The 26,405-nt window shown below is 60.3% G+C and carries 16 protein-coding genes; 5 read left to right on the top strand and 11 right to left on the bottom strand.

Features of this window, described 5'->3' with window-relative positions:
- The first annotated feature begins 449 nt into the window (after positions 1–449).
- Entirely contained in the window at positions 450–1,676 is a 1,227-nt protein-coding gene (locus NN2_RS13955; protein WP_155525626.1) for a helix-turn-helix domain-containing protein, read from the top strand.
- Positions 1,677–1,700: 24 nt separating this feature from the next.
- Here the strand turns inward: NN2_RS13955 and NN2_RS13950 are convergent, their stop codons facing one another.
- Complete coding sequence (locus NN2_RS13950) at positions 1,701–1,979, bottom strand: LOTUS domain-containing protein (RefSeq protein WP_063013742.1); 279 nt, start codon at positions 1,977–1,979, stop codon at positions 1,701–1,703.
- A gap of 312 nt (positions 1,980–2,291) precedes the next feature.
- On the opposite strand from NN2_RS13950, the gene NN2_RS13945 reads away from it, so the two are divergent.
- Positions 2,292–3,530, top strand: coding sequence for an IS110 family RNA-guided transposase (locus tag NN2_RS13945; protein ID WP_063013740.1), 1,239 nt, complete (start codon positions 2,292–2,294; stop codon positions 3,528–3,530).
- Here the strand turns inward: NN2_RS13945 and NN2_RS38555 are convergent.
- Positions 3,511–3,888: a helix-turn-helix domain-containing protein gene (locus NN2_RS38555; protein WP_227462792.1), complete on the bottom strand. Its 378-nt coding sequence runs from the start codon at positions 3,886–3,888 to the stop codon at positions 3,511–3,513. The two genes, NN2_RS13945 and NN2_RS38555, sit on opposite strands and share 20 nt — an antisense overlap.
- A gap of 91 nt (positions 3,889–3,979) precedes the next feature.
- Here NN2_RS38555 and NN2_RS13935 point away from each other — a divergent pair, with 91 nt between their 5' ends.
- Positions 3,980–5,167 (top strand): hypothetical protein, encoded by a 1,188-nt coding sequence (locus tag NN2_RS13935; protein ID WP_063013736.1) that lies wholly within the window; start codon positions 3,980–3,982, stop codon positions 5,165–5,167.
- Positions 5,168–5,258: 91 nt separating this feature from the next.
- Here the strand turns inward: NN2_RS13935 and NN2_RS13930 are convergent, their stop codons facing one another.
- Positions 5,259–7,148, bottom strand: a complete 1,890-nt coding sequence (locus NN2_RS13930; protein WP_063013734.1) for a DUF262 domain-containing protein — start codon at positions 7,146–7,148, stop codon at positions 5,259–5,261.
- A gap of 200 nt (positions 7,149–7,348) precedes the next feature.
- On the opposite strand from NN2_RS13930, the gene NN2_RS13925 reads away from it, so the two are divergent.
- Complete coding sequence (locus NN2_RS13925) at positions 7,349–7,882, top strand: hypothetical protein (protein WP_155525625.1); 534 nt, start codon at positions 7,349–7,351, stop codon at positions 7,880–7,882.
- Positions 7,883–8,121: 239 nt separating this feature from the next.
- Here NN2_RS13925 and NN2_RS13920 read toward each other — a convergent pair whose 3' ends face one another.
- The 8 genes from NN2_RS13920 to NN2_RS13900 form a co-directional block, all read right to left on the bottom strand.
- Positions 8,122–11,502, bottom strand: coding sequence for a DUF499 family protein (locus NN2_RS13920; RefSeq protein WP_063013730.1), 3,381 nt, complete (start codon positions 11,500–11,502; stop codon positions 8,122–8,124).
- A 165-nt stretch (positions 11,503–11,667) separates the two neighbouring features.
- Positions 11,668–14,508, bottom strand: coding sequence for a DUF1156 domain-containing protein (locus NN2_RS13915; RefSeq protein WP_321190236.1), 2,841 nt, complete (start codon positions 14,506–14,508; stop codon positions 11,668–11,670).
- Positions 14,505–18,071: a helicase-related protein gene (locus NN2_RS13910; RefSeq protein ID WP_063013726.1), complete on the bottom strand. Its 3,567-nt coding sequence runs from the start codon at positions 18,069–18,071 to the stop codon at positions 14,505–14,507. The genes NN2_RS13915 and NN2_RS13910 overlap by 4 nt, the downstream gene beginning before the upstream one ends.
- Positions 18,072–18,393: 322 nt before the next feature.
- Positions 18,394–18,729, bottom strand: a complete 336-nt coding sequence (locus NN2_RS13905; RefSeq protein ID WP_063013724.1) for a histone-like nucleoid-structuring protein Lsr2 — start codon at positions 18,727–18,729, stop codon at positions 18,394–18,396.
- Between the two features lie 155 nt (positions 18,730–18,884).
- Positions 18,885–19,967 (bottom strand): patatin-like phospholipase family protein, encoded by a 1,083-nt coding sequence (locus NN2_RS36280; RefSeq protein ID WP_082856984.1) that lies wholly within the window; start codon positions 19,965–19,967, stop codon positions 18,885–18,887.
- Complete coding sequence (cap2-3, locus tag NN2_RS36275) at positions 19,964–22,459, bottom strand: anti-phage 6A-MBL system cap2_3 protein (protein ID WP_082856983.1); 2,496 nt, start codon at positions 22,457–22,459, stop codon at positions 19,964–19,966. Before cap2-3 ends, NN2_RS36280 begins: the two co-directional genes overlap by 4 nt.
- Positions 22,456–23,721: an anti-phage 6A-MBL system MBL-fold protein gene (mblB, locus tag NN2_RS37155; RefSeq protein WP_155525624.1), complete on the bottom strand. Its 1,266-nt coding sequence runs from the start codon at positions 23,719–23,721 to the stop codon at positions 22,456–22,458. The genes cap2-3 and mblB overlap by 4 nt, the downstream gene beginning before the upstream one ends.
- 379 nt (positions 23,722–24,100) lie before the next feature.
- Positions 24,101–24,295, bottom strand: coding sequence for a helix-turn-helix domain-containing protein (locus tag NN2_RS13900; protein ID WP_063013722.1), 195 nt, complete (start codon positions 24,293–24,295; stop codon positions 24,101–24,103).
- A 1,150-nt stretch (positions 24,296–25,445) separates the two neighbouring features.
- On the opposite strand from NN2_RS13900, the gene NN2_RS13895 reads away from it, so the two are divergent.
- Positions 25,446–26,249 (top strand): TetR/AcrR family transcriptional regulator, encoded by an 804-nt coding sequence (locus NN2_RS13895; protein WP_063013720.1) that lies wholly within the window; start codon positions 25,446–25,448, stop codon positions 26,247–26,249.
- Positions 26,250–26,405 lie beyond the last annotated feature (156 nt).

Here is a 26,405-nt window from a genome sequence, read left to right as displayed (position 1 = left end):
GCCCCGTACCGGGCGCCGTTCGGCGTCCGTTCTGCCGCACCACGGTCTAGCGCCCTTAGCAGGGCGGCTCGGCTCGCTGCAGCTTCAAATTCCGGTTCGACGGCGGCGCCCGAGTGAGTGATAGTGGCCGACTGCATGTTCGGGACCTCGGTTCGTAGCGGGATCAGCGGTGCGCCCGACACCGGGGGCTTTCGCCGTCAGTTCACTTGCCTCTCAAGCGAACTGGCGCGCCATTGGAGGAGAGAGGGGCGTCACCCCGGTGTCGGGTGCGGTCACGACGATATGGCGTAATGGCGGCGCTTTCGCCCGCAAATACCCACCTCCTTTTGAATATACGGAAACCGGTATATGGTCCGCTGTGTGGCTAAACTCGTTGCCCGGCAATGGGTTTGCTTTCGCGCAACTTCCCGAGATGCATTTCATTTTGAGGACGGGGATCGGCCGTGCACATGACAACTGGTGAAGTGATCCGGCGCATTCGCAAGTCCATCGGGATGACCCAGTCGGAACTCGCCGCCCTGATTCACGTCACGCAGCCGGGGATTTCCCAGCTCGAACACGACGGACCTGCCATTCACGATGTCCGAACGTTGCGCCGCGTAGCTCGTGCGCTGGGCGTGCCACTTGACATACTGGTGGTGGAGGACGAAGAGGAGGCGGCCGTGAAGCGACGCGAGTTCTTCAGAGTAGGCGCCCTCGGCGCTGGCAGCATGGCGGTGGTAGGCGCAGGAACGTCGCGGGCCGCCGCGGACTCGGCTTCTAGATCGACGCTTAAGGTGGGAGCGGCCGATGTGTCCGCGCTTTCCGACAGCGTGAACCAGATCCATGACCTCGATCTCGTTATCGGTGGCGATCGTCTGCGTGCGGTGGCGGCCGGGCAAGTCCGCTACGCACAGCATCTGCTGAATGTGGGCAGCTACAGCGACGCCGTCGGGAGCGATCTGGCAAGCGTGACCGCTGAAATGATGGTGGCGGCAGGCTGGGTGCACTACGACTCCGGAGATCCGGACAGTGCCGGCCGGTACTACGCAGAAGCTGCTCAAACCGCCACAGCGGCCGACGATGGCGTCGCTGCTGCACATGCCCTGGGCAACGCGAGCCACCTCATGGTCAATCGGTTCGGCTCAAACACAGCTCCCGATCAACGAGCGACCCAGTATGCACAGGCTGCTTCGCGGGCTGCGCTTAAGGCAGGTGGCCCCAAGCTACGGGCACTGATGGCGCTACGTGAGGCCGAAGCTCATGGTGCCCGCGGTGACAGGGCCGAAATAACGAAGGCGATCGGGAGGGCCTTTCGAGCCTACGAATCGACCCGAGGCTACGACCCTGATTGGGTATACCTGCCCGAAGCCGAGATGAGCGGGGTGTCGGGCAAGGCATATATGCGTCTCGGCGACCATGCGGCCGCCACGACACATCTGCGAGATGCGATCGAGCGGTCGGCCGCGTGGCCGCGGGAGCGCGCGTCATGGCAGCTGCATTTGGCACACAGCCTAATTCAGGACGGCGACGTCTCGCAGGCATGTTCGGTGCTCACCGGCACGTTACCGACGATCGCGGATCTGGGCTCTGCCCGGCTACAGAAGCGTCTGGATGAGGCCGCCCAAGCACTGCGGCCCTACGCGAAGGTGCCCGAGGCCCGGGAGTTCCTTGGGAGATGGACTGCCCGAGCGTAAGTGGCCTGCTCCTCTTCGCGAGCTTTAGTCGGACGGTACCGACACTGTGATGTCTCCGCCCGATCGGCCGACAATTTTCGCGTCGCCCACCTTGGCCGGGAAGTCTCGGAAGTTGTTGTAGCCGTGGCGGTTTCCATCGAAGGTCGGGTCAAGCGCCAGCATCTTGCTCTTGATGGCGCTGGCAGTCGGGGTGTCGGTCATGATCTGCGAAACCGCTTCGGCGAGTATTTGTTTGGCTTGGTGCACGCTCCCCGCCGAGCTTTGTGCCTTCGCCTTGTCGGGCGGCAGATACGCCCGGCTCACCCTGACGCAGCACTTTGCTAGCAACCAGATCGATAGCCGCGCCGGTCATTTCGTACATCACTTGCAATGAGGATGCGCGGCACTCGCGACTTCGGTCCGGCACCAGTCCAGGCCGGTGGCGGCTTCGAATAGCCATACGGATTGTCCCGAGGGCTGAAGCGTGATTGCGTACGAACGCTCGATGAATTTTGTCCGTTATGGGACGCTCCGCTGGTGGCTCGACTGCTCTTTGCTGAATGCGTCCGATCGCTTTGCAGGTTGTGTCGGCGGGCCGCCTCTCAACGTCTGCTGAGGGCTGGGGAAGGAGCGTTGATGTCGCGCGGTTTGTGGGCCGGTGTCGATGCTGGGAAGTTCCATCATCACTGCGTGGTGGTCGACGGCGAGGGCAAGGAACTGCTATCGAAGCGGGTTGCCAACACCGAGCAGGAGCTGCGTGAACTGATCAAGACAGTGATCGGCCTCGACGGCGGTGCGGGACTGACCTGGGCGACCGATCAAAGCCGCGGCGGCGCTGCTCTTCTCATCGCGGTGCTCCTGGACTGCGGTCAGCGGGTGATCTACCTTCCGTCGGGCAGCTTTCATCACGCCGCTGCGGCGTTGCCTGGGGAAAACAAGACAGATGCGCGGGACGCGTACATCATCGCCAACCACACTCGGACGCGTACCGACCTGCGGCCGTTACAGTCAGCCGACGAGATCGCTGTTCAGGTACGACTGTTGTCGGCGCGGCGCCGACAGTTGGTCGCCGACAAGACGAAAGCGCTGAATCGGCTTCAGGGGACATTGCTGGAGTACTCCCCAGCCCTGGGCGCCGCCTTCGACTACGCCCACTCCCAAGGCGCCTTGCTGCTCCTCACCATGTACCCGACCCCGGAGGCCATCCGGGCAGCCGGACCCGCCGAAATCGAAAGGGATCTTCGACGTGCCGGCGCCCGCCGCAGTGCCCAGCTCGCCGCGCGCGCAACAGAAGCAGCCGCCGATCAATCGATCCGCCTCCCCGGCGAGCAACTCGCCGCGGCGATCGCGGTCGAACTCGCTCAGACCACTCTCAACCTGTTCGCCGCCGTCGCCACAATCGAAAAGTCCATCAGGGCAGCGTTCCTCAAACATCGGCACGCGGAAATCCTGCTGAGCATGCCGGGCCTCGGGCAAACACTGGGCGCCGAGCTGCTGGCTGCGACAGGCGGCAACATGCAGATGTACGTGACCGCCAACCGGTTCGCCAGTGTCTGTGGTCTGGCACCCGTTGCACGCGACTCCGGGAGAATCACCCAGAACCACAGACGCCCAAAGCGATTCGATCGACGGCTTCTGCGCGTGTGCTACCTGTCCGCCTATCGGGCGATCCGTGACGACGACAGAGCCCGAAAGTATTACGACCGGAAACGGTCCGAAGGAAAGACTCACATCCAAGCCATCCTGGCGCTTGCCCGCCGACGCTCTGACGTACTCTGGGCAATGCTGCGCGACAACCAGCTCTACCAGCCACTGGCACGGACCGAACGGCCCTCCATACATCCAGAGGGCCCTGCTACGCCTCGTCCTCGATGAACGTAGCGACCCGCAGGAGCGTCGAGTCGAGCGCACGCACCACATGGAGCAACTCGATAGCGTCCAAGCGCCGCTCGCCAGATTCGTACTTGCTGACGAAGGATTGAGGCATGTCGAGCCGCTCCGCGACCTGCACCTGTGTCAGCCCAGCTTCCCGCCGCAACTGCCGCAGGAAGCCGCATAACCGCTGGTACTCGGCCGAATATATCGACTTTTCCACAAGGCCAACCGCACCTTGCGAAAGCGAATATCCCAATTTAGGATATTGCGCAGCTTGGCCATTTCGGTCCAGGCGTTCCGGGGTGGCGGGAGGTGAACCATGGGCGGCGACGGCGACTAAACGGCTGGCAATGGCCAAATGCGAGGGCCGCAACGGTCCATGTTCCGTTGCGGCCCTTCGCTTTTAGCGTTGGCATGACAATCCTGTATTGCTACAATGTAGGTAAGCTATGCAGGATCATCTTGAGCGCATCAACAAACTGCAGACCATCATCGTCGCGATCGTTGTGGCGGGTGGCGGTGTGGCGCTCATGATCTTCGGCAAGCAACTGCCGTCGATACCAAATCTGTTGTGGCTCAATTTCTTTCCTTGGAGCGAGGTCGGCGGCACCCTGCTCGTGGCCGGCGTGCTCGGCCTCGGCATCGACTACTTCACGGGGAAGGACCGCGATCAGCGGGACACCGCTCGGCTGAAGCGGGTTCTCGCGGACTCTGCTCCAGCCATGCGCGACGCAGTCATCGACGGATTCGCCTTCGGCAACCAGGATCTGGCCCGCGTCGCCAGCCCGGAGACGCTCGACGACATCATCCGAAATAGTTTGGCGCTCAGGCTCGGTGACGCCACCTTCGCCGACGAGGTCTACCAAGATGTTCGGGACCAAGCAGTGCGTGCCCCCGAACGCTGGCACGACGCCACCGTCGAGATTCGACTGACACCGCTTTCTGATGTAGATGGGGCGAACCCTGATGCTCATGCTGAGTCGGCCGACTCAAATCTGTTCGGCGTCAGCGTGCGCTGGGAGTACACGGTGGTGCCGAAACATCACAGCCGGCACTTCGCTGTCGTCGCCAACCGCCGTGAATACCTCGACCTGACGAACGGTCACGACGGCACCTCGGCATGGGTGCTTGTTCCGAAGCCTGGGGTCGATCCCACCAAGCCCGCGGCGTTCGAGCTGGTTCAGTTCAGTGTCGACGGTAACGACCGACCGATCCGCCGCGCCGCGCGTAAAGGAGGGCAGGTGTACAGCGTGGACCTCGGCCTCGATGCGAGGCAGGCCGAGGAGCTGGTGACTGTTGCCTACACCTACCGGACCGTCACCGAGCAGCGAGGCAATCTGCTCTACATCGACATTGAGCAGCCCACTCGCGGTATCACGGTCGAGCTCGACTACAGCGAATGTGACATCGAACGCGTCCGGGTCTTGGACTTCATCGCCAGCAGCCGCACCGCCCGGATCGAACGCAGCCCCGCCTCGGTGCCAGGTAAGACGGTCAGGGTCGGATTCGACGGGTGGGCCTTTCCCAGAAGCGGCGTCGGGTTCGTATGGACGCTCAATCAGGACCCCAGCGGAAGCACTGGCCGCACTTCCGAGTTAACTAAGACTTTCGTCGACGAGGGAAGTGGGCGACGATGAAAACTATCGAACGACACTGCCACGTTGTCATGACCGCGGTTTTGCCCCGGAGACAACATCCGGCTCGTTTCTACAACGAGCTTTCCGCCATTTAGGTGCCTGCTTGGTTCCCAGCGCTAACATGCTGAACCGGCCCTGGCCACGCTTGGCAGATCTTGTCGGCCAGCACTTCGGACCGAGCTTCGATGTCGTCCTCAGTCCAAGCCTTCTCATGCCCGTTGAGGAGTTCTTTCGTGAGGGCGAGCAGGCTGTATTGGTTCAGCAGCGAGTATTTTCCTCGTTGGGCGTGTTTGCCAGTCGGCGCAGTCAGTTTCGCCTCATCGTCGGTCCACGGCCGGTTCGACAAGCCACCGTTGAGACTTTGAGTGGTGAGTGTCAGGTTACCCAGACTATCCACCAGGCGGTCGCGGTCACGGGCTGCCGCCTCGTTCAGTGGCGGCTGCTCGTCCCAATGCTGTTTCCACTTCCTTGGCATGACGTGCTCGACCTGCAGATCGCCGTGGACTGTGACGGTCTCGTTCCGCTCAGTGCGGAGTAACGCTTCGACGGCCAGCAGCACTACCCGAAGTCGGTTCTGCTTGACCCGGCCATAAAGACGTAGTCCTGGCAGATCGGTCTTGATTTCCTCATCGGTCGGCCACCGCCGTGACTCGGCTTGCTGCTCCGACAAGAAGCGCTGCAGGGAGGCACCGACGGATTTCGGCGCCTCGCCGTCGAGCTTCGCGAGGGCGGACACCATCAGCCTGTTGATATCACTGCTGGGGAGGCGAAGCAGCGTACGTCGAACGACCCAGCTTTCGAGGCATGAAAGTGCGAGCGCGACTTGGTCTTCGGGAATGTCATGGTTGTCGGAGACGAGCCACATCAGCAGCGGTGTCGTCGCTGCCAGTTCGAACTCCTGGATCACCCGGTCGTAGAACCGGCCGACTGGATCGGTCGTCGGGCGGGTGGCGAATGAACGAAACGTACTGGCGTCACTGGCGAGTGCGGTCAAGAACCGCTCGGCCTCGGCCACCGTCTTGGTATGTGGATCGGCGTACTCGGTGAAGATGCGGAAGGTGTCGTTGATCAGGACCTCGCGGCGGGTCCGCATGGTTAGCCAGTACTGCAAGAAGATGTCGATGCGCGAACGGTTGTGCCGGCCCTGCGCGATCTCTTCACGCCACCAGTCGTCATCGAACTCCAGCCAGAAGCGATCAGGCCAACTGTCGATGTCGGCATGAAGCTTCTCTCCGCGTTGGAACACCCAGTTCTTAATCAGGTCGGCCTTCAGTAGCGGAGTGCCGCGGTCGTTGAGCGTCTCGAAGATCAGCTGGTCGTCGTCATGCCCGGACAAGTTGATCGCCACAACCATCAGCCGGAACTGCAGCACATCCGTGAGCGCCTTCGCTCGTTGCAGGCTCGGATTGCTAGCACCGGCAGACCCACCATCATCGATCCAGTCTTCAATCTGCCGGCGAAAGAAGTTGTGCGCTTCCACGATTCGATGTTCCTGAAACTTGTCGGCCGCCTTGGCGGTCATTGCCGCTGTGAACGCCGCGTGGTCAACCCGAGACGGTCGCAGTTTCAGGTGCTCCGCCTTGTCCTGAAACCGCCTGGCGGGGTTGACCGTCAACTCATCAAGCGCCTCGGCCTGATCTTCGTAGCCGCGGCCGATGAACACCTTTTTGGCCGCGTCCAATAGCAACAGCAGCGTGGTCGTGCGCTGTTGGCCGTCGATCACGCCGTACCGTGTGACGTCACCGGTGATGGCCGGCCGAGCCTTGAAGACGATAGCACCGAGGAAGTGCGCGCTCACCGCGGCGAGCGCGTCCTCATCGCTTCCGGCCGCGACTACCTGCTCGGCGACACGAACGACGTCTTGCCACAACGGCTCCCACTGATCTTCCTCCGACCAGACATACGGTCGCTGGAAGACCGGGATCTCGTAATGCACCCTTCCGTCGAACAGTGCTCGCGGTGACAGCGCATCAGCTTTCATCTGGTCCGAACTCCTCGCATCAACCGTGTCCCTCCGGGGCGAATCAAGCATAGGAGAGCCGACCGACAGCATGCTCCCGAACCGACTTGGCCCTGAGCAGTTGGTAGTCGAGTAACGGTTCATTTCACGGTGGCGACACTACGACCAGATAGGCGCCCGCCTGGCTGCGATGGCCGCGGCGACGGACTCGGAGGCAATCTGTGTCAGGCAATAGCGAACGCATACTTCTCGGCTCCAATAATGGAGATCGAGCGACGTTGTTCTTCGACGGCCGTGTCAAAGTCTGGTCAACGACGCACCTTTGGACAGTCATGGACCGCTACCGCCATAACGCTCTCGGCGAGACGGTCCTGCTCGGAATCGGCCGCGAGCTCACAATCCCGGGGCCGACTGACGGACAAGAAGTCCCGAAATTCGAGGTAACCCTCGATGCGAAGGAAGGGCACAATGTCGCCGCGACCATCGCCGGAGACAACGGCACCGTCGTCCAGTTCTTTCACGACGGCACCATCGCTGTCGGCAACGACGGCAGGGACATCGATGAGGTGCGCAACCTCCGGCGAGAAGCGACTCGCGATCGAAAGCGGAACGGCATCGGGGGATCCGTCACCGTCACCTTCACCGGCAACTACCGTCCCCGTAATCTTCGTGAAGCTGACCACTACATCGAGATACCCGAGCGGACTTCTCCGCCATCGTTCCGGCTCTATTCTGACGAGTTCGAGATCCGCTGAACACGTTGATACAGCTCCCCGCCGCAGTGGAGCGGCATGTTGGACGTACTGCAGGCCCATGGCGACCCAGTTTCTTTCCACCGACCAGTCCACCAGCGGAACTGCCTCGCTCTGACGGGAGCCACGGCCGAGTCAGCGCTACCGGCGACAACTCGGCCGTGGCGACCTTCCTGCATCTCGACTTCGTCATGTAAAACGTCACGCGGGATGTCGGATGGTTTTGCTGGTGTGGGTCACCTTCAGCTCTTCTCGAAGCCCGAGCTAGGATCGAACTTCAGAACGCGGGCGTTCTCACTGAGCGTGCGGACCTCGGACTCATCGAATCCTTCAGATTTGATGGCTTGGATGTCGATGGTGATCTCCAACCGAGCCCCCGCTCCAGCGAGTCGGTCGATGACCTCGCGCGTCACGTTCCCGATATCGCGTGAGTAGCGGTCGGGGTCGATCTTTACGGAGCCGAAGAAGCGATCTAGCACTGCTTCAGGTGCCGACTCCGCAGGTGCCAACTCGTCACCGCCCAGTTCAGCCGTGCCTGTCTCGGTGACGTCGCCCTGACCATCACTTCCGGTTGTTTCACGCACCACGACTTGCGCAGCTTTACGGTCTGCGTCGAGCTGCTCCTGTGCTCGCTTCGCGTCGAGGAGCAGTGTGCTGTCAGTGATCTGGATGGCCGCTTTCGGGTCGGGAGGAAGGACCAGCCCCCGGTAGCGCCCGGTCTCAGCGTCCTTGCCGACGGCGATCCCGAAGCATTCACTATCAACCAGGACTGTCGTGAGCGCCTGCTGGATGGCGGTGTCGAGAACTTCACGGCGCACGAGTCGGGGCATGTAGGTGTAGCGAGTGAAATAGCCCCACAGTTCGCCGACGGTAATTTCTCCGGCCTCGTCCCACAAGGCAGCGAGTTCCTGGTGCAGAGTGGCGCCTAGGATCGGCGCACCGAAATCAGTGATGAGTTGGTCTTCGCGACCGAGCTTGACGGCTACCCGTTCGGCGAGGGATCGGCCACCGGAGTCGGGCACCTTGTCAGCAACGAGCTCGAACGGCTTAGTGGGGTCGAACTGCTCGGGGTAGAGAGCCCAGACGAAGGTGTCGCGGATGCGATCAGAGACTGTTTGGTCGAGCCGTCCCACCCAGTCATCGGTCTGCCGGCGCTGCTGGGCAGACAAATTGAGGCTGTCACTGGTGGATTGCACCCGCTTCCAGCCAAGGTAGCTGCGGGTTGCTGCTTCCAGGTTTTCCACCTCGCTCTTGTCAGCGACGAGGAACACCAGCGCATTGCGATGAGTGCGCTGGCTGGCTCCCTTGGTTTCAAGCGCTCCGCGCACCCATTGATGGGTGGCCGAGTCCGCGCCGTCCTGCTTGCGGCGGGTGTGCCTGGGATGTGCGATGACGAGGCGGGTTTCTTCAAGGTCGGGGATGTCGGCGCTGGACGCCGGTGCAACGTGCACGCGGTCGAATACTCCTCGGGAACGCTCCTCGCTCTGAAGCCGTCGCGCGATCTCGTTCCAGACCGTCTCGACGTCCTCGCGGAGCCGTTCGGCGTAGTCGTTGGCAGTCTTGGTGACTGACGGCTGAGTATCGAACCAGTAGTGGCCCTGCTCCTCGTAGAAGTAGGTCGACCGCTGAGCGAGCAGCTCTATCGCGCTACCGAAATTGCCTAGCGTATCGCCCGGCACCGCAATGCCGAGCCATACGTATTGCTTGTCCAATCCCTTGCGAGTGCTCTTGATTCGTGGGGCAGCACCCATGAAGATCGTCCGCGCGATCCGCTGAGTCACGAACCGCTGGCCCAAATTTGGCCGGTCGAGGTCGATCTGCTGAGCGGTTGATCCCGGGCCGTCAATGTCAGAATCGATGATCGGCTTCCACTGTTCTTCCAAGTACTGAGTCAGATCAGTGTTCACCGTTGTGGCATCTAATGGCACATTGCCAGGCAGGATGAGTGGCGAAGCGTCGTTTGACGCCCACAGCTCATGCACAATCGAAGACATGAGCTTTAGCACGCCACGGGTGCGCTGGAACCGCTCCAACGTCGACCAATCCTCATATAGCCGATCCAGCAGCTCTGGGTGCAGCGGGTAGGAGGCGCGGATGCGCTTCTCGTAGTCATCGCTAGGCGACGCCGCATCGCGCGGGAACAGGGCCGTGTTGTTGCGGTACAGGGTGACGAAGCTTCGCGCGACCGCCGATATTGTGGTGAGACCTTCGGCGTTCGGCGGCTGGAATAGGCGGCGACGGACGATCTCGAATGACTCGTCCTTGCTGGATGGCCGCCATTGGTCTGCGACCCGGCGGATCACGTTCTGGAGACGTTCGAGGGCAAGCTGTCCATTGGCACCGCCGATCTCGATATCCGCCCCGTGCCCGTCATTGCCGGTGTCGGATGCTGGGATCGAGACGACGAGCATCGCGCCGGGTACCGACCGCACGATCTCGGTTAGAGACTGGGCAAAGGTGAATTGCGTCTCAAACGAGCCTGACGGTAGCTCCTTATCGGTCACGAGCTGGCGCGCGTAGGCTACCCATTCGTCGATCAAGATCAACGCGGGGGCGTACTTGTCGATCAAGGTGCGCAGGGCCGAACCAGGATTGGTGCCCGCACGGTCCGCATCAGCGACAATCTCGTAGGCCTCCCGACCCCCGAGTTGCCACGCGAGCTCACCCCAGAGGGTGCGAACCTCAGTACCATCGTCCTTGACCAGCGGCGACCCTGCTTGCAAGTAGGTACCGACGAGAGCAACACGCTTGACCCCGAGCGTGTCGAGATTGGGATTGCCATTCGAGGCTACTAGCTCTTGCAGCTCTTGCGGCAACGACCGTGCCGGCGTGCCGCTGAATAGGTGGTACAGCGCGAGCATCGAGTGGGTTTTGCCGCCACCGAAGTTGGTCTGGAGGTTCACCACTGGACTCGCGTTCCCGTCCCCGTTGAGGCGGCGCAACGCGCGGGAGAGCAGATCTCGCAGCCCCTCGGTGAGGTAGGTGCGGGTGAAGAACTCCACCGGGTCGCCGTATTCCGGGCTGGTCGCCTGCCCGGTGTGCACCAGGTACAGGTCAGCGGCGAACTCCGATGCCGTGAACTCTCCGCGCGCCACATCCTGATGCGGGCGGATCACCTCTCGCCAGGGCTTCAGCCCCGAGCTGGGTTCCAAGGACACCTTGGTGCGCTTAACCTGCTTGCGCGTCTGATCTTCGAACACAGTGCGCTGTAGATCGATCCGCAGTTTGCGGACATCTTCCGCAGAGTCGACCGCCCCGACCGCATGCAGTAGTCGCTCAATCGTGTCCAGTGTTCGCGCAGCGTCGTCGGAACTGAACGGCTCGTTGTGGGCCCACAGGTTCCGGCTCTCTCGCAGCTCGGACGCGAACCCCTGCTGAGCACGGGATAGCACGTCCTTGAAGTGATAGCCCTGCTCGGTTATCGCGCGAAGCTGCACCTGCACGTCATGTTTGGCGAATGTCCGCAGTGGACCGCCGCGCCGGCGGGCGTCTTCCTCGGCCCACTTCGTGGGCCACTCGCTAGAACCCTGGGCCCGAGTCATCACCTCGTCGACCACATCCTGCAGACCCTCCGCGAGCAGGTCAAACGCCTTTCCCACGCGGTCTCGGTTATTCATCGCCATGTCATCTCCCAAAGACTGTGCTCAATGTTGCAGCCACAACCTGCGAGTGGCAAGCAAGGATGCGTGGACGCGGCGGTTCGGACGAGTCTGCCAGGCGACCGCGCAGGCAAGAGCGACTTCTTGGCCCAGATACCTGCTTGTGCTCCACGTCCCATCGCAAACCAGTCATTCGTCTTCGTCTTCGTCGAAGTCGAATGCCTGCTGTGCGGACCGTGGTGCGGAGCCGATCTTGCGCGCTTGCTCGTTGACGTCACCCCACGCGCTGACCAACCCGTTAAACAAAATCGCGTCCTTGGCGTCCTTCTTCTTCTCAGCCTCGTGGAAAAGTAGGAAGCCCAGCTCTTTCACCGCATCCAGGTTCGCGCGGGTCTGGACGCTTGGCAGCAGCTCGGCCACCTTGTCTGCGCCGTCCTTCGCCATCACAGCTGCGAGCCGTACCGTCGCCTCCCACACGCTCACGCGGTCATCGGCAGCGGGGTCCCACGCGCCATCAAGTTGAGCTGGCGGCAGCAATCGCGCCTTGCCGCCTTTGGCCTCGAAGATGCCACCACGTTCCAACGCACCGATCGAGGTATCGGACGAGCGCGCCAGCTGGTCTGCGATCCCCGCGCTCTCCTGCCCCCAGCCGTACTGGCGGTACCACTTCACCGCGAAGCGAGTATCGGGGTCGAAGTCTGACTCTTGCTCACCAAGGACCTCATCGAGTGTGGCATTGATGAGCAGAAGCGCGTCTTTAATGCTCATGTCGGACCCGTCGGCTTCACGAACTCGCGAGTAACGGGAGAACACTGCGATACCGGGGCCGATCGCGGCTTGAGCTAGATCAACCGGAGCCACGTCGCCTGACAGGAGGTCACGCAGCGCACCCGGAAGCTCCGCTTTGAGTGAAGCGATAAAGGCACGACGTGTAGTCGCGGCTGCATCCTCCGGGCGCGGGCGGCATGCTAGAACGATTGAGGAGGCGAGCGCATTCGTCCCAACGCTGAGCATCCGTCCGCTGCGCTCGCTGCGCATCGGCCACGTAGCCGTGACCTCCCAACCCGAGCCGATCAGGCCGTCCAAGAGCGTGTGCCAACCCGTGGACGCGGTACCGACGTCGCGAGTGTCCTGCTGCTTATACGCGTAGTAGACAGTTATCGGTACATTTCGGTTCGCGCCATGCCTGATCTCCGAGAAGACACGATTGAATCCGTCCACGAAGAACTTGGCTGCAAGCTTCTTGCCAGCATGTCGATACTGGCTTGCCACAAGTTCTTCCGCCTTCGGTGTCAACAACGTACCGAGAGTTTTTCGGTGTACGTCGCCGAGTGAGCGCCTAAGCCAGACATAGAAGAAGTCCGATAAGTCAGAGTACGAGATGTTGTCATAGTATGGCGGGTCGGTTGAGACGACGACGCCGTCGTATCCTCGTCGTGCCGCATCCGCTTGAAGTACGCATCCTGGCAGCTCGGCGGGGGCTGGCATCGCGCCGATGCCAGCTGCAACCCAGTTCACATGCGAGAGAAAGTTGCCGACCGAATCCGAAAAGGGGTTGATTTCGGCATAGTCCCATGCCATAGGAATCGATTGACGTGCGAACGTGTCGCGTACGCCTTCGATCGTGTTTATCCAGCTGCAAGAAGTCGACGACCAGTCGGCCAGCTTACTGATCGCGAAGGATAAGTACGTTGCTACTGCGTCCCCGTAGGCGATGGCACCATTTCCGCCTTCTTCAAGCCGCGCGCCATCAACCATTTGTGCCGACTTCGCATCGCTGATTACTCGTTCACGTACTTCCGCGATCAAGTCGCTGAGCGTGATCAGCACCGTCAGTTGCCGGTTAGTGAATAGGTCTGAGAATCGAGTAAGCCCGTAGGGCGGCGTCCAGATATTTCTCGGATCGTAGGGCAACTCCTGATCCGGGGCATCGAGCGGTCGAGGAACCTGGGCCGCTAGCACGTGCTCTTCGCTCGGAGGCAGGTATAGACGGCCTCGGTTGCCTTCGGCCACAACCGCGATCAGATGTGCTCCAAGCCGGCCCGCCGATCCCTCGGCCTTGATGTAATCAGCTGATATCGGCGTCCCGTCTACGATGCTCACTGCTCCACGACCCACGCGGGTACCGTCGTTCTCCCCCTTTGGGCCATCGACACCTCGACGAACGTCGTACACAACACGACCTTCAACGACAGATGGAACGATATACGCTTCCTTGCCCTTTTTTTTGCTCAGCCACCAAGTCGCCGCTATCGGCACATCGACGGGGTTCGCGGGGTTGGGATTTCGTACGGTTCGAGCCCAGATCCATGCTATGACATTATGTTCCGTTCCTCCCGGTGCTACGGCCTTAGGATAAACGCCAGCCAGCCTGTGCTCTGCCTCATCGCGCATCCACTGCCCGTACATACGGACGTCTTCCGCCAAGCCTTCAGCCCGTTGCCAAGGCGTTGTTCGACTGCTCACGCAGGGATTGATCGGTGGCCTTCCGGCAAAGCGTGGTGGAATCTCTATGAGCCCCTTTGTGCGTAAGACGGCCACCGGGTTCAAGTCTGACGCGTAAGAACTGAGCCCAAGCCGTTGGGCCTCAAGTGGAATCGCCCCACCCCCTGCGAACGGGTCTAAGAATTGGATGGTCCCCTCGGGATTCGAGCGGCGAATCTCCTCTTTTGCTCGCGCAATTAGCTGCTCGTTGTTTGAGTTTTCCCACTTTACAATTTCGGCAAGCAACGCATGGAGCCGCGCTCGTTCCTTATCCTGTTCTTCCTGCGTGGGGTACAGATCTGGGTGCGCCGAAGGGTCATCGACAAGTTGAGCAAACAAGACTGCACGAGCAGCGGCCAATGGCCGGGGTGCCCAATACAGGTGCATTGTCGATGGATGGCCTCGCCGCGGCACAGATTTCTCGTGCTGGGCGGCCTCATTGATCGCCTTGAGCGGAAGCGAAACTTCTATCAGCTTCTTCTTCGGAGCGTCGTTCACCGTATCGCTTTCGTCGATTGCCGTGGGATTGGGTACCAGCTGGCTCACTGGGGTGGACCTCCCCGGAACCAATAGTCGCGCCACTTCTCGTTATAGGAGCGGGTTGTGGCCGAGGGCTCCAGGTGAGTGAAGGCGTTGGTGATGTAGCGGAGCTCGTCGTGCTCCGCGCCCTCAGGTGAGACGAGGACGAGTGCAAGGCGGTGCCGGTCAACTTGGGTCTGCGCAAAGGTGACCTCGTTGGCGGTGATGGTGAAAGTATCTGAGCCCACGACGCGGCCCTTAACCTCGATGTAGTGGATGCGGCCGTCACTGTCTATGGACTGGATGTCGTAGCCCGGATTGTTGCGGGGCATCTCGATGGGTGTCCGGCCGAGCGATCGTTCGGCGTCAAGCACGGCTTCGACGGCGCGGCGTTCGACTTCGTCGGTGTCACGCGCGAAGATCTGCGGTTGGTGGTGGGCCTCGTCCGCGATCACACTGCTCGGAATGACAAGTGCCGTCCCGCGGATAATGGCGGGGACAGCGACAAGTTGGGTGGCTTCGTCGAGTTCGCGGAGTCGGTGGTCGAGGCGTTCGTCAAGCTGACGCGCTCGGGCGTAGGCAGTCTCTGCCCGGAGTCGACCGATAGTTCCCGCGCGTTCGAGAGCCTCAAGGCGAGTGTATTCGCGGTCCCAGTGGTTGATCTCGGCGAGCAGTCGGTCCTTGACCTGCTTTCGGGTGCGTGAGGTCTCGATGTCAAGACGGACCTTGATTTCGTCCATACGCGGCTGGAGGCCGTCTCTGAAGGACCAGGCGCGAACAGCCTTCTCGTAGTTCTTACGGGCCCAGTCGCTGGCTGCAATCGCGGCAATTGCATCGGCTTCGTGCGGCTCAGGTGCGTCGTAATCCAGATACGGGGGCGCAGCTGAGACAGTGACGGTGCCGGTTTGTTCCAGCAGCGGATAGTCAAAGTGGTGAGACACTGTATGGGCGCCTGGGGCGGCGTTCTCAATGCGCTGCTCGACCGCATACATCAGCATGGGGGCGTCAGTTTGCTTCTCACGCCGGTCGACAAGGGTAGTGCCGCGTTTCAAAACCGCGCCGAGGTCTTCGATGGTCGCCTCGATCACGGCGTGTAACAGTGGGTGCCCAGGGGCAATGAGCGCGGCAGTGGTTTGCCCTGTGGGTCGGGTGAGGTGCAGTTCGAAGGTGACGCGCTCGTATTGGTCGGCGACCTGTGCCCATCGGTTGAGGCGCCGGGCGGTGTCAATGACCCGGGTAGGGACGCGGGTGACCTCGTAGCGACCCTTCTCGCGTTTGCGGATGCGGCCACCGAGGCGCTCAAAGGCGGGAAGAAAGAATGCGGCGATGTAGCCGGGCTGGAGACGGCGCTCACGGGCCTTCTCCATACGTGCCCGCACCTCGTCGAGATCGAGTGCACTGAACATCTCCGGGTGAAGAGCACGCTCAGCGACCATCTCGTCCAGGCCGTGGGAGACCCCTGCGTCAATGATGCGGTCGAGCCTTGCCTTCGTCTCAGGCTGATCGCCGTACCGGATGGCCTCGATGAGTAGATCGCGTAGTGACCGTTCTTGGAACGCGTCGGCATCGCCGAGTACGTTGAAAAGGTTGCCGTTGTAGGCCATGGACATCTGGGCGATCTTGGACAGCAGCCGTACAAACACGTCGCCCTCGCGTGTGTCTTTGGCGACCATGTTCCACAAGTGGCAGACTTCACGCTGACCGATGCGGTGGATCCGGCCGAAGCGCTGCTCGATGCGGTTCGGGTTCCATGGCAGGTCGTAATTGACCATCAGGTGGGCGCGTTGCAGGTTGAGTCCTTCGCCGGCGGCGTCAGTGGCCAGGAGTACCACGGTCTCGGGGCTGTAGGTGAACTTCTCGCGTGCGGCCTTGCGCTCTTCGCGGCGTATGCCTCCATGGATGGTGATGACCGAATCGGCGCGGCCGAGTCGCGCGCTGATTTTCTGGTTCAGGTAATCCAGGGTGTCGCGGTGCTCAGTGAAGATAATGATCTTTCGGGCTGCGCCGGCGCCGTCGTGGGCGAGGACCTGCTCGTCGAGGATGGTGCGTAGCTGTACCCACTTTTTGTCGTCGTCTTGCAGTCGGACGCGGCGCGCGACGCGGATGAGGTCTTCGAGGATCGAAATCTCGGCCTGCAGCTCGGGGATTGTTTGAGCCGCCGTTGCGAGATCTACAACTTGGTCGACCTGCGCCTCAAACTGAGCGCGTTCTTCCTCAGTGGCCTCCTCATCAAAGTCCTCAAAGTCCTCAATCGCCATCGCTGGGAGCTCTGTGTCAGTCTGAGAGGGGTAGGTCGGGCCAGTGGTGTAGCGGGCGGCGTCTTGAGCGCGGCGCATCTCCCGCAGGCGCCCCTCCAAGCGTTGCTGGCGTCGGTCCAGCGACCGCAGAATGGCTTCTGGGCTGGATGCGAGGCGCCGTTGCAGCACCGTCAGGGCGAAGCCAACGTTGTTGCCCCGCTTCTTGTCTCCTGCCTGAGCGATACGCTCGGCGCGTCCCATCTCGGTGCGCACATAGGCGGTGACCAGTTCATACAGTTCCCGCTCCGCAGCGCTCAGCTCGTACTCCACGGTGTAGGCACGGCGTTCAGGGAATAGCGGCTTGCCCTCAAATGTGAGCAGGTCCTCCTTCACCATTCGGCGCATCAGCCCTCGCGTGTCGGTGCGGTGCACACCCTGCCGAAACTGCCCCTCGAACCGGTCCCGGTCCAGTAGCGACATAAACAGCTGGAAGTCCTCTTCCTTGCCTGCGTGCGGGGTCGCGGTCATCAGCAGAAAGTTGTGCGCGGTCTCCGACAACAGCCGACCGAGGCGGAATCGCTTGGTCTCGTCGACTTCGCCCGCCCACGATGAGTACCTCGCCGACATCCGGTGCGCTTCATCAACTACGGCCACATCCCAAGTCACGTCGGAGAGCTGCTCCATCAGGTCGTCGCTGCGGGAGAGCTGATCCATCCGCACGATCAGATACGGATGCTGAGTGAAGACGTTGCGGCCCTCCGCATCATCGACCATCTGCCGACCGAAGACCTGGAAATGTAGGTCGAACTTCTGCGACAGCTCCTCACGCCACTGCTCGACCAGCCCGCCGGGCGCAACCACGATGGCCCGCTCGCAGTCCGAGCGAAGGATCAGTTCCTTGATGTATAGGCCAGCCATGATCGTCTTGCCTGCGCCGGGGTCATCGGCGAGCAGGAACCGCAAGGGGATCCGCGGCAGCAACTCTTCATAGACCGCGCGGATCTGATGCGGCAGCGGGTCGACGTCGGAGCTGTTAACCGCCACCATCGGGTCGTACAAAGCCGCGTATTTGATCCGCAGCGCTTCGGCCGCGAGCCGGAACTCGTCGGGATCACCATCGAACGCTGGTGCCGCGTCGAAGTCGCCCGCCAGTTCTAAACGTACAGTGTCGGCCTCAGTCAACGTACGGGCGCCGCTGCGTCCGGCGTCGTCGCGGTAGAAAATCTCGTACAGTGCCGAATCGATGGGATCGACGGCAATCAACGTGACCGTCTGCCCGGGCACCAGCCCGCGGAGGCGCTGCCCCGTGCGTAGAGTCGCCAAGCTCACCGTCGTCTCCGTGGTCTCGCTCACTGGGCAGCTCCCCTCCGATTTCAAAGCAGTAGATCAGGATACGTTCGACCTCCGACATCTTCTCTTGGACCGCATGAGATGCTCAGGAAGGGCATAGGCTTCCGGGAGCATAAGGGCCCCTCATCCGGCGTCAACGCTCTGAACCCTCGCCCCGCCCAGCACAGCACTTAGCATGCCAACACGACCTGCCCTTGGCGTCTGGTGATGCGCCGAGCGGTTCGCCCGGAAGAGCCGAAAACGCTTGTCCGACTAGCCTGCAGCGGCGACTTCTGCTTGGCTTCGCCCAAAGTGTTGGCGCCAAGACGAATGGCTGGCGGTGGTCTCAGCTCGCCCTGTTGTACGCCTCGATGATGTCCGCCTGGATCCGTCCACGGCTCGACACGTTGTAGCCGTTGTTCCGGGCCCATTCGCGAATCGCGCCGGTCTGTTCCTTATCGCCCACGGTGCGGGCGGCGGTCTTCCGTTTACCGCGGGGGATCCGGCCCACCTTGCGAGCAGATTCGGTCCACTGTTCGAAGTGGCCGCGCAACTTGCTCGCGTTCTTAGCCGACAAGTCGATCTCGTACTCTACGCCGTCGAGGCTGAAGAACACCGTCTCCTCGGCTTTCGACTTGCCGTCGTAGTCATCGATCAACTCGACGGTGACTTTCCTGGCCATGTTGTTTGTTCCTGTCTGATTCTGTGAATACTGGAGCAGCAAGCGTAGAACGCTGGTCGCTTGACTGCTCATCCGGGTTACGGGAATGTATCGCAGCCCACCTATCCGTACCTTCGAGCCGACTGATCACCGACTGATCCGTCTACTCTTGAGCGTCAGTTGGGCAGATTAGGGCAGTAGAAGGACAGTAGCGACCGGGTTAGTTGCTCCCCTCGCGTGGACAGCTTCGCAAGATCCTGGCTTGCCATTTTCGCGAAGTTGGTGGGGTAATCGTTGACGCTGCTTCTCGGAATTAAGTCGGAGACTGGCAACGGAAGATTTGAGTCGTTCATGCCCAAGTAGCTGTGGACAAAGCCGGATACTTGCCGCGCCTCGCCCGTAAGATGAATCCGAGAGCGGGCCGCGTCCTGGGTTTTTCGATGGGTTATGTCGAAGCTCTGCGCGAGTCGGCGGAGCATAAAAGATGCCGCTACGCGGTGACTAGTTCCCCTGCCGGCATCAGAGACGATTAAGTAGTCAAGTTCATAAACGTGGCTGGTGTGTTGGTGCGAACGACCAGGTAGAAGAGGCGAAAGGCCAAGGTTGTCATATACGCCCCCATCGGTCATAGTGACTGTCTTTTCGTGGGGCGATCCGTCCCGGTATTTGAAGTTGTACGTTCGCGTTATGGCAGGCAGTAATGCTGGGAAGGCTGCAGAGGCGGCTGCAGCTTCGGCAACCGCAATCTTGTCAGTAATCCGGCCGTATGGAGCGCATGAGCTGACGTTGCTGCCGAAGCGAATTGCTGATGACGTGGCCAAATCGGTTGCCGATATTACTGTTGACAGTCGGTCGTGGGTGACCTCGGAGAGATTCTTCTTACCAAATTCTCTGTGTGATAGAGCTTCGACAAGGCTGTCCGTTCTATTGTGTACTCGTTGAGATTTGCCGGTAAGGGCCTTGGCCAGACTCACTCCATTCCGAGAGACCGAATGTGGGCCAAACGTGCGCCAAACTAGCTCCGCCTGTAGACCTGTCCGAAGGAGGTTTACGACCGAGTCGTCGAATTCTGCGTAATTCTCCGGCCCGTAAGCCCACATGGCTGCTAGAATTCCTCCTCCGCTTATTCCGGACACTACGCGAACGTAGCGTAGGAGGTCACGGTCATGCAGGGCCCGTAAAACTCCGATCCCAAAAGCGATCGCCCGAAAGCCGCCACCCGAAAGTGCGAGCCCGATCTTTGGAGACGTACCGGTCATTTCTTACCAGCCCTAGCAAAAACGGACCACCAACGAAATTTGCGGGGAGTGTTATCGTCGTAAGAAGACGCATATCCGCCCGAATAGTATTTTGCGGTGGAGGGTGCTAATGATATCGAGTTTTCATGCGACTGTATGCTCCCCCCCGGGCGGGTGACTACGCGAACGTACATGCTCGGTGGTTTTCCGGATTCGACCCAATCGGTCCAACTCGCGTGGTCGCCGCCCAAGATCAGCATGAGGGCCCTCCGACCCGCGCCAGCAGGAGATACCAGCCACTTCATACCAGCAACGTCAGTGGGGCTTGGATGTGCTCTTCCGTAGGGATGGGTATGCCAGATCCCTACGAACCCAATACGTCCATTTGTTTGTGAACGATAGCGGTCTATAATTTCTTGCGTTCCTTCAGTGCCGTGGCTGAAGAAAATATCCGAAAGTTTCGAGTCCGGCGAAGGTCCCGTGGCCACGTCAACATGGACCACATTAATCGCTTCGTCGAATGAGCCGAGGAGCATTCCTCCAGTTTCGATGCTAGCGTTGCGGACTCGTGCCCCGCGTCGAGTTTCGGCGCGCATCTCATGTAGTGCTCGCTGTGTAAGCCGAATTTCGTACTGTCCTGTATCATCGCGCGCAACATGGTCGTTCGGCCAATCTAGGCGGGTGGTGCCGGGGGCGGGAGACGTGGTGCCGATTTGAGTTGCGATTGCACTCATCGGCTTCCCTTTGGCTGGACTTGTCAACTCATTTATCCCGAACCAGAACAATGATGAGGCTAGGGCGCCTGTCTGAACGGATGAGCCAACGAAAGTGGGCGCTGAACAGCCCGGCTCAGGAAAGAACAAATCGGATCTTGGAGTGCTGGGGAATATATCCCCCGCGATATCTGACCACGCGCCACTCTCGAATCCATAGGCGTCGATCGCTGCCCTTCGGAGGAGGTCGTAGCCAGAGCCTGTTGAGCCACCATGTGAGACGGTCACAATGCCGAGCGTGGCGTCGTGGCCAAACAGTGCTGTCAAGACCGGAGGCCAGATCTCCCTGTCGGGCATACGTCTAGCTTCGAGCGCGGCCCTGACACTCGCATTGGCGGTCGCGTCCACCACTAGGTCGAATTGTGAAACGTTGGCTGTTGCGCCGAGAAACTTGGCGACAACATCGCCGTTGACGAAATCGACAGTAAGCTCGGGTCGGATCTCTGAGAGTCGTTTCGCGAGAGCCCACGACTTGCTGAAGCCGATATCGCCATCACTGTATGGCTGTCGAACGAGAATTCCGGGTGTGACCGCACCGCTGTCGGCGACCGTCAGTTGCGCCACGCCGGCTCGTACGCAATGCTCGGCGATAGGTGCACCTAACGCTCCGCATCCGAGGATCAGAACTCGCTTGTTCGATAGCCAGTTAGCGGCGGTCCCGGAGTCGCGTCGGTTAGTAGTCTCTGGCCGGTTCTCGTAGACGACCATCCACTCAGCTTTTGCATATCCCATCCAACTCCGGCCGAGATCCTGCACTTCTTCTGAAAGTTCCAGAGGAGCGTTGGCGGGCATATCGCCGATAAGCTTAACGATCCGGTGCCCTAAGTCGTCGAGCTTCCACGCTACTATGTGCGTAACTGCACTTTCACCCGCCACGCCACGGCCTGGTGTCCCAAGAACGAGTATCGTGGGAAACTTCTCTGACGTATCTGTCAATGACTTGATATAGTTATTGATCGTGCTGGCTCTTGCCAAAGAATCGAGCAGAAACTTTCGGGTCACACCAAATCGATCAAGTGAAGTCGCTAGGGCGGAAACATTGTCCGGGTACTCAAAACCGATAATATCAGTCAGCAGCAAGACCGGGGCCACGAATATGAGCTCTTCGTGAGCATCGAAAGGCGAAAAACTCGATGCTGAGACACGTGAGTAGACGTCCGTCGCTCCGAGCCACTCGACAATATCGACTCGGTTACCCCTCCGGCGGCACCATGCGTATATAATCTTATGATTTCTATCTCGTGTTGATCCGAAGGGAGACAGAGGTAAAGCGTGCGTCAGCTCGGGGTGAACTACCAGCCAGCCCGCGTCACCTGAGGCATAAGCTGCGGGTGGATGCAGGGGCTGCCCATGGGGGTCGAGAGTGCCAGAAGCTGCGCGTTTGAGCCACAGGTTTAGCCTGGAGATCAAACCCCTCATGCCCTCGGCAGGGTTCCACTCGACTGAAGGCGCGAGGTACAAACAAAGCGTGCTGCCCCAATTTACATGCGGGCTTCCCGCCCATCTTCGGTGGTGCACGCTGACTGATGGATGCTTGAAGGGAAATTGGCCCCCGACGGTAATTTCGAAACGCTCGCGAGCGCGAACCTTAATGCCCCCTGTGACACTGGTGATCCCGCTTGTATCGAGCGAGACAGTATACGCTGTTGTTTGATCGCGACTAACTGTGCGCAAAATTTCTATGGCACCGTTGCTGGCCGCCGCGAGCTCCTGCAGCTGGTCAGTGGCGAGGTCGTTCACTGGCCGAATCCGACGGCTTGGTCAGGCGCACGCTCGCCGCCACGATCGGATATGACCGCATCTTCGATAGGATCTGTTGTGTCCTCAGTTGCATGCGCAGGTGATGGCAACGCGCTCGCAAGGCTCGTGGCGGCCGCGGTTACTGCTGCAAGACGGCTTGCAGCCGAAATATCGATCTCACGAACAATACGCGCGCCCATAGAATCGATGCCGAGAATGATGGGCGACGGCGCTTTATCGTCTCCCCAGGACATAGTGCAGATTGTCTCATCCGATATCTCAGCGTAGCGATCGGCTGCTTTTCGGTGGGGTGGATTCGCGCCTGGCGTATCGCTAGCAGGGACAATGCCGCTACTGAATATTACGACACCACTTTCGAGCTTATGGCGTTCGAAAGCGTCCATGATGTCCAGTTGAAGTTCGTCATTACCTGAATCGTCGGGTTTGTACATGACCTTCTTTGAGCAGTGGTGTGGAGCCAGTAACAAATCCCATTCTAAGTAATTTGCGCGATCATGGTGCTCGCTGTACTCGAATATCTTCATGATTGTGTCATGTGCCAAGTCTCCGAACAGCAACAACTTTCCTGTAGTGCCCGTGTCGTCAGTTAGTGTCACTTGCATGGCGAGGGACGTCTCATTGCGCGGGGCTGCACAGTCCTCTCGGAATGGCGCATGAATGAATGCTTCAAATCGGTCGCTGTAGTCGCGCCCATCGAGTTTAGTTATCGATTTGCCGGGCCAAGATTTATACTCGTCGGGAAGTTCATCGTACGCTTGCTTGCTGTGTTCATCGTCGTAGCCGACCACCTTAATTCGGTCACCACTGGCAGGTTGACCGCCCTTAGCAATGGCGGCCATAGTCGCCTCAATCCGGCGTTCTGACTCTTCGCGGAAAGCAACCGCATCAGGACAAGGTTCGGGTGCATCAGGGTCGTTGAACTCTCGCCACAAGCGCGGCGTAGACCACAGCTCGCCGATCTGAACTTTGGACAACAAGTCGGCGAAGCCGAGACAGTGATCCTTGTCGGCATGTGTGAGGGCGAAGGTCGCCAGGTACGGCTTGCCGTCTTGGGTGGGGAGAGCGTCGACAAGCCTGTCGACCACTGCGACCTCGGGGTTCTCTTCGTCCTGAGCCTTTGCCAGGTCGTGCAGGTCGATCTGTAGCACGGTCGATTCGTCGACAACCAGTGTCGTGCTGTCGCCGGTGCCAACCGGCCAAAATACCGCTCCACGAGCGGGCAAAGCTTCAGGACTGGCCACGGTTCCTCCCCGAGTGCGGCGTAGCTTCGTTTGAACAGCGTCGTGACTGTACTGGGTGACTCCGACAACAACCGGCGGCAAAGGCCCAGCCATGATCTGCAACGTTATGGAAGCAGGTGATCCGGTTCTGCTGACGTACCCAATGCTTTCCGCTATCGGAAGGTTGAGTGGCGATGTTACGGGCGCCACTCGTCGGTTCCGTACGGACCTGCATGCGCGGTGAGACATCACGTGGAATCGCCTAATGCGCTTGTCTTTCAGCGAGAGTTCGGCGGGCTGCGCCTGCTCGTCGGTCACATCCGCAAGGGTGATGTGGCCGATGGCATCTTCACGGTGAACAGCGGGAGTAACAGAACGTGTGCTACAGACGGCGTCCGCCCTACTTCCGCGCCGGCCGCATCTGCACGCCGCGGGCGATGAGCGCTTCGCGGACGGTGCTGAAGGAGCTGTCGAGTTGGACGGCTATGGTGCGGAGGGAGTTGCCGTCGGCGTACAGCTTGGCGGCTTGGTTGATCTGGTCAGGCGTAAGTGGCTGGCGGCGCATCGTGACGCCATGCTCGGCGAGCAGCTTCAAGATGCTGGCCTTGGAGATGTCGTAGCGCTTGCAGGTTCGGGTGTGGGCGTGCCCGCTTGGTAGGCAGTGACCAGCTCGGCAACAGTTTCCGGCGGCAAGCGTCGGGTCAGGCTGCGAGGCTTTGGCGGCGAAGTGGCTGGTCGGCGGGGCGAAGAATCGACGAGCTGGACAATCCGCGCGAGGTCTCGGGCTGACCACTGTTTTGAGTAGCGTTCGAGAAGGCCGACCACAGCGGCCTTACTCGAAACGGGTGCCGTCAGGACATCGTGGAGGATAGGGCCGCTCTTCCATTTCTGGACCCGGCCTGGCGCGGGAGGTGTCGGGGTGCTCGCAGGTCGAGCGGGTGCCGGCGGCATTGTGGAGATCGGCGAAGGGCTGGCGAAGCCGGTGGGCGCGGACACTATCAACGTCAAGGTGGACGCGCGCGAAGAAGGCGTGGTTTGGGTTGGGCCTGGACGAAAACGAAGGCGCGACAAAAAGTCAGGTAGCGGATAATTATTCGCTGAAATTCACTGTACGATTCGGATTAACATTGCTGCCCGAGGTGGTCCGATGTGCAAGAGCTCGCTGCCACGCCTGCACGACCGGCTCCAACTCTTTGCTAGACAGCTTGTCGACAGCTCCCAATTCCAATAGCCGTAGCGTCAAGGCGCCGATTTCGGCTCGTAGAGCCTGTTGTAGCTCGAAATGAGCTTCATCGCGGACTTGTTCTGGGCTTAACCTGCGCGGCATATTTGCTTGTATAATACCATAATTAAGCTATTCCGAATAGCTGCTAGCGTATTTGATTGCATTAAGGGTAGCGACGGTATTTTCTGGACATTGAGTACGTGGCAATAGATAGAGAAGAAACTCTGAATAGGCGCTCGCGCAGCCGCGGTAGAGTTGCGCGTTTAGTTCAGTGAGTCATGGAGCAACTTCGAGTTATCGGGTCGGAAAGCATCTCTGGTTTATCGCTTGCGCACATGCGCACATCGGCATCCTGGACCACAGTCAGTAGGCGCTGCGCTCTGGCGTTGCTTACGCGAACCGCCCACCAGTCGCTTTGCTTGATCCGCACCTGCAACCTGTGAGAACCTTCCTCATAGGCTAAAGCTCGGAGTTCAGGATCTAGAACTTTGGACTGCTGGTCTCAAACGAAGGAAGTACCGTGTCCCACCCTGACCTCCTGGCGGAGCGGCGCTCATGGGCGAAGCCGGCCGGCAAGAGGCGCCGCTTGTCGTCGGATGACTTGCGCAAACGGCTTCTCGATACTGCCCTGGACATGCTTCAGGAGACGGGGCTCACGGTTAGTTTGGCTCACCTGAACATGGAAGAGCTAATCCGCCTCGCTGACGTTCCGCGGAGCTCTGTCTATCGCGAATGGGAGTCGAAGGAAGCCTTCTACCTCGATCTGATGGAGAAGATGATCGAGCCCGCGACGAAGGACGGAGCTTTCGACGAGGAAACGCTTCTGGTGGTCGCGGTCATCATCGACGAGCATCGAGACCGACTGGCGACCGCCGAGGGGCGGCGAGCCGTCTTGCGCGAAGCGGTCCGGCGAGCAATCGAGCGCAACGTCGCTACCGTGACCACTGCCTTGTCCTACCGCACCTTCACCGCCTTAGTGGCAACCTTGCCGAGCTTGGTCGGCGCGGACCAAGAGCGAATACTTCGTCTCCTGCGCGGGATTGAACAACAGTTCAAGAGTCGGCTTGCCGCCTTCTACGAGAGCCTGATTCCGCAGTTAGGGCTGCGATTCAAGCCGGGATTCAACGGGACAATGCTGGCGCTCACCGGCTCGTCGGTCGTCGAAGGCCATATCAGCCGGCAGTGGACTAACCCCATGATCGTTAATACGCCCGTTCTGATGCCGGGCATCACTGATGAACCAGTCGAGTGGCATGTTGCCGCTGTCGGGTTCCTCGCGGTGGTCGACGGGATGACTGAGCCTGATCCAGATTTCGCCGGTTAACTCATACTTGGAGCTCATGCCGTTGCGCGGTCACAGCCGCGTCGCTTGGGAAAGCTGGCGGAGCATTTTCGCATCGCGTTCCTTGAGGTGTATCGGCGAGGTCACGCTCTCTGCCGCACCTGAGAACGCAGTTGTCCGCTTTCTGCCATGTCGTGA

The organism is Nocardia nova NBRC 15556 (assembly GCF_001613005.1).
Classification (GTDB): domain Bacteria; phylum Actinomycetota; class Actinomycetes; order Mycobacteriales; family Mycobacteriaceae; genus Nocardia; species Nocardia nova.
This window is presented reverse-complemented; position numbering and strand designations above follow the sequence as displayed.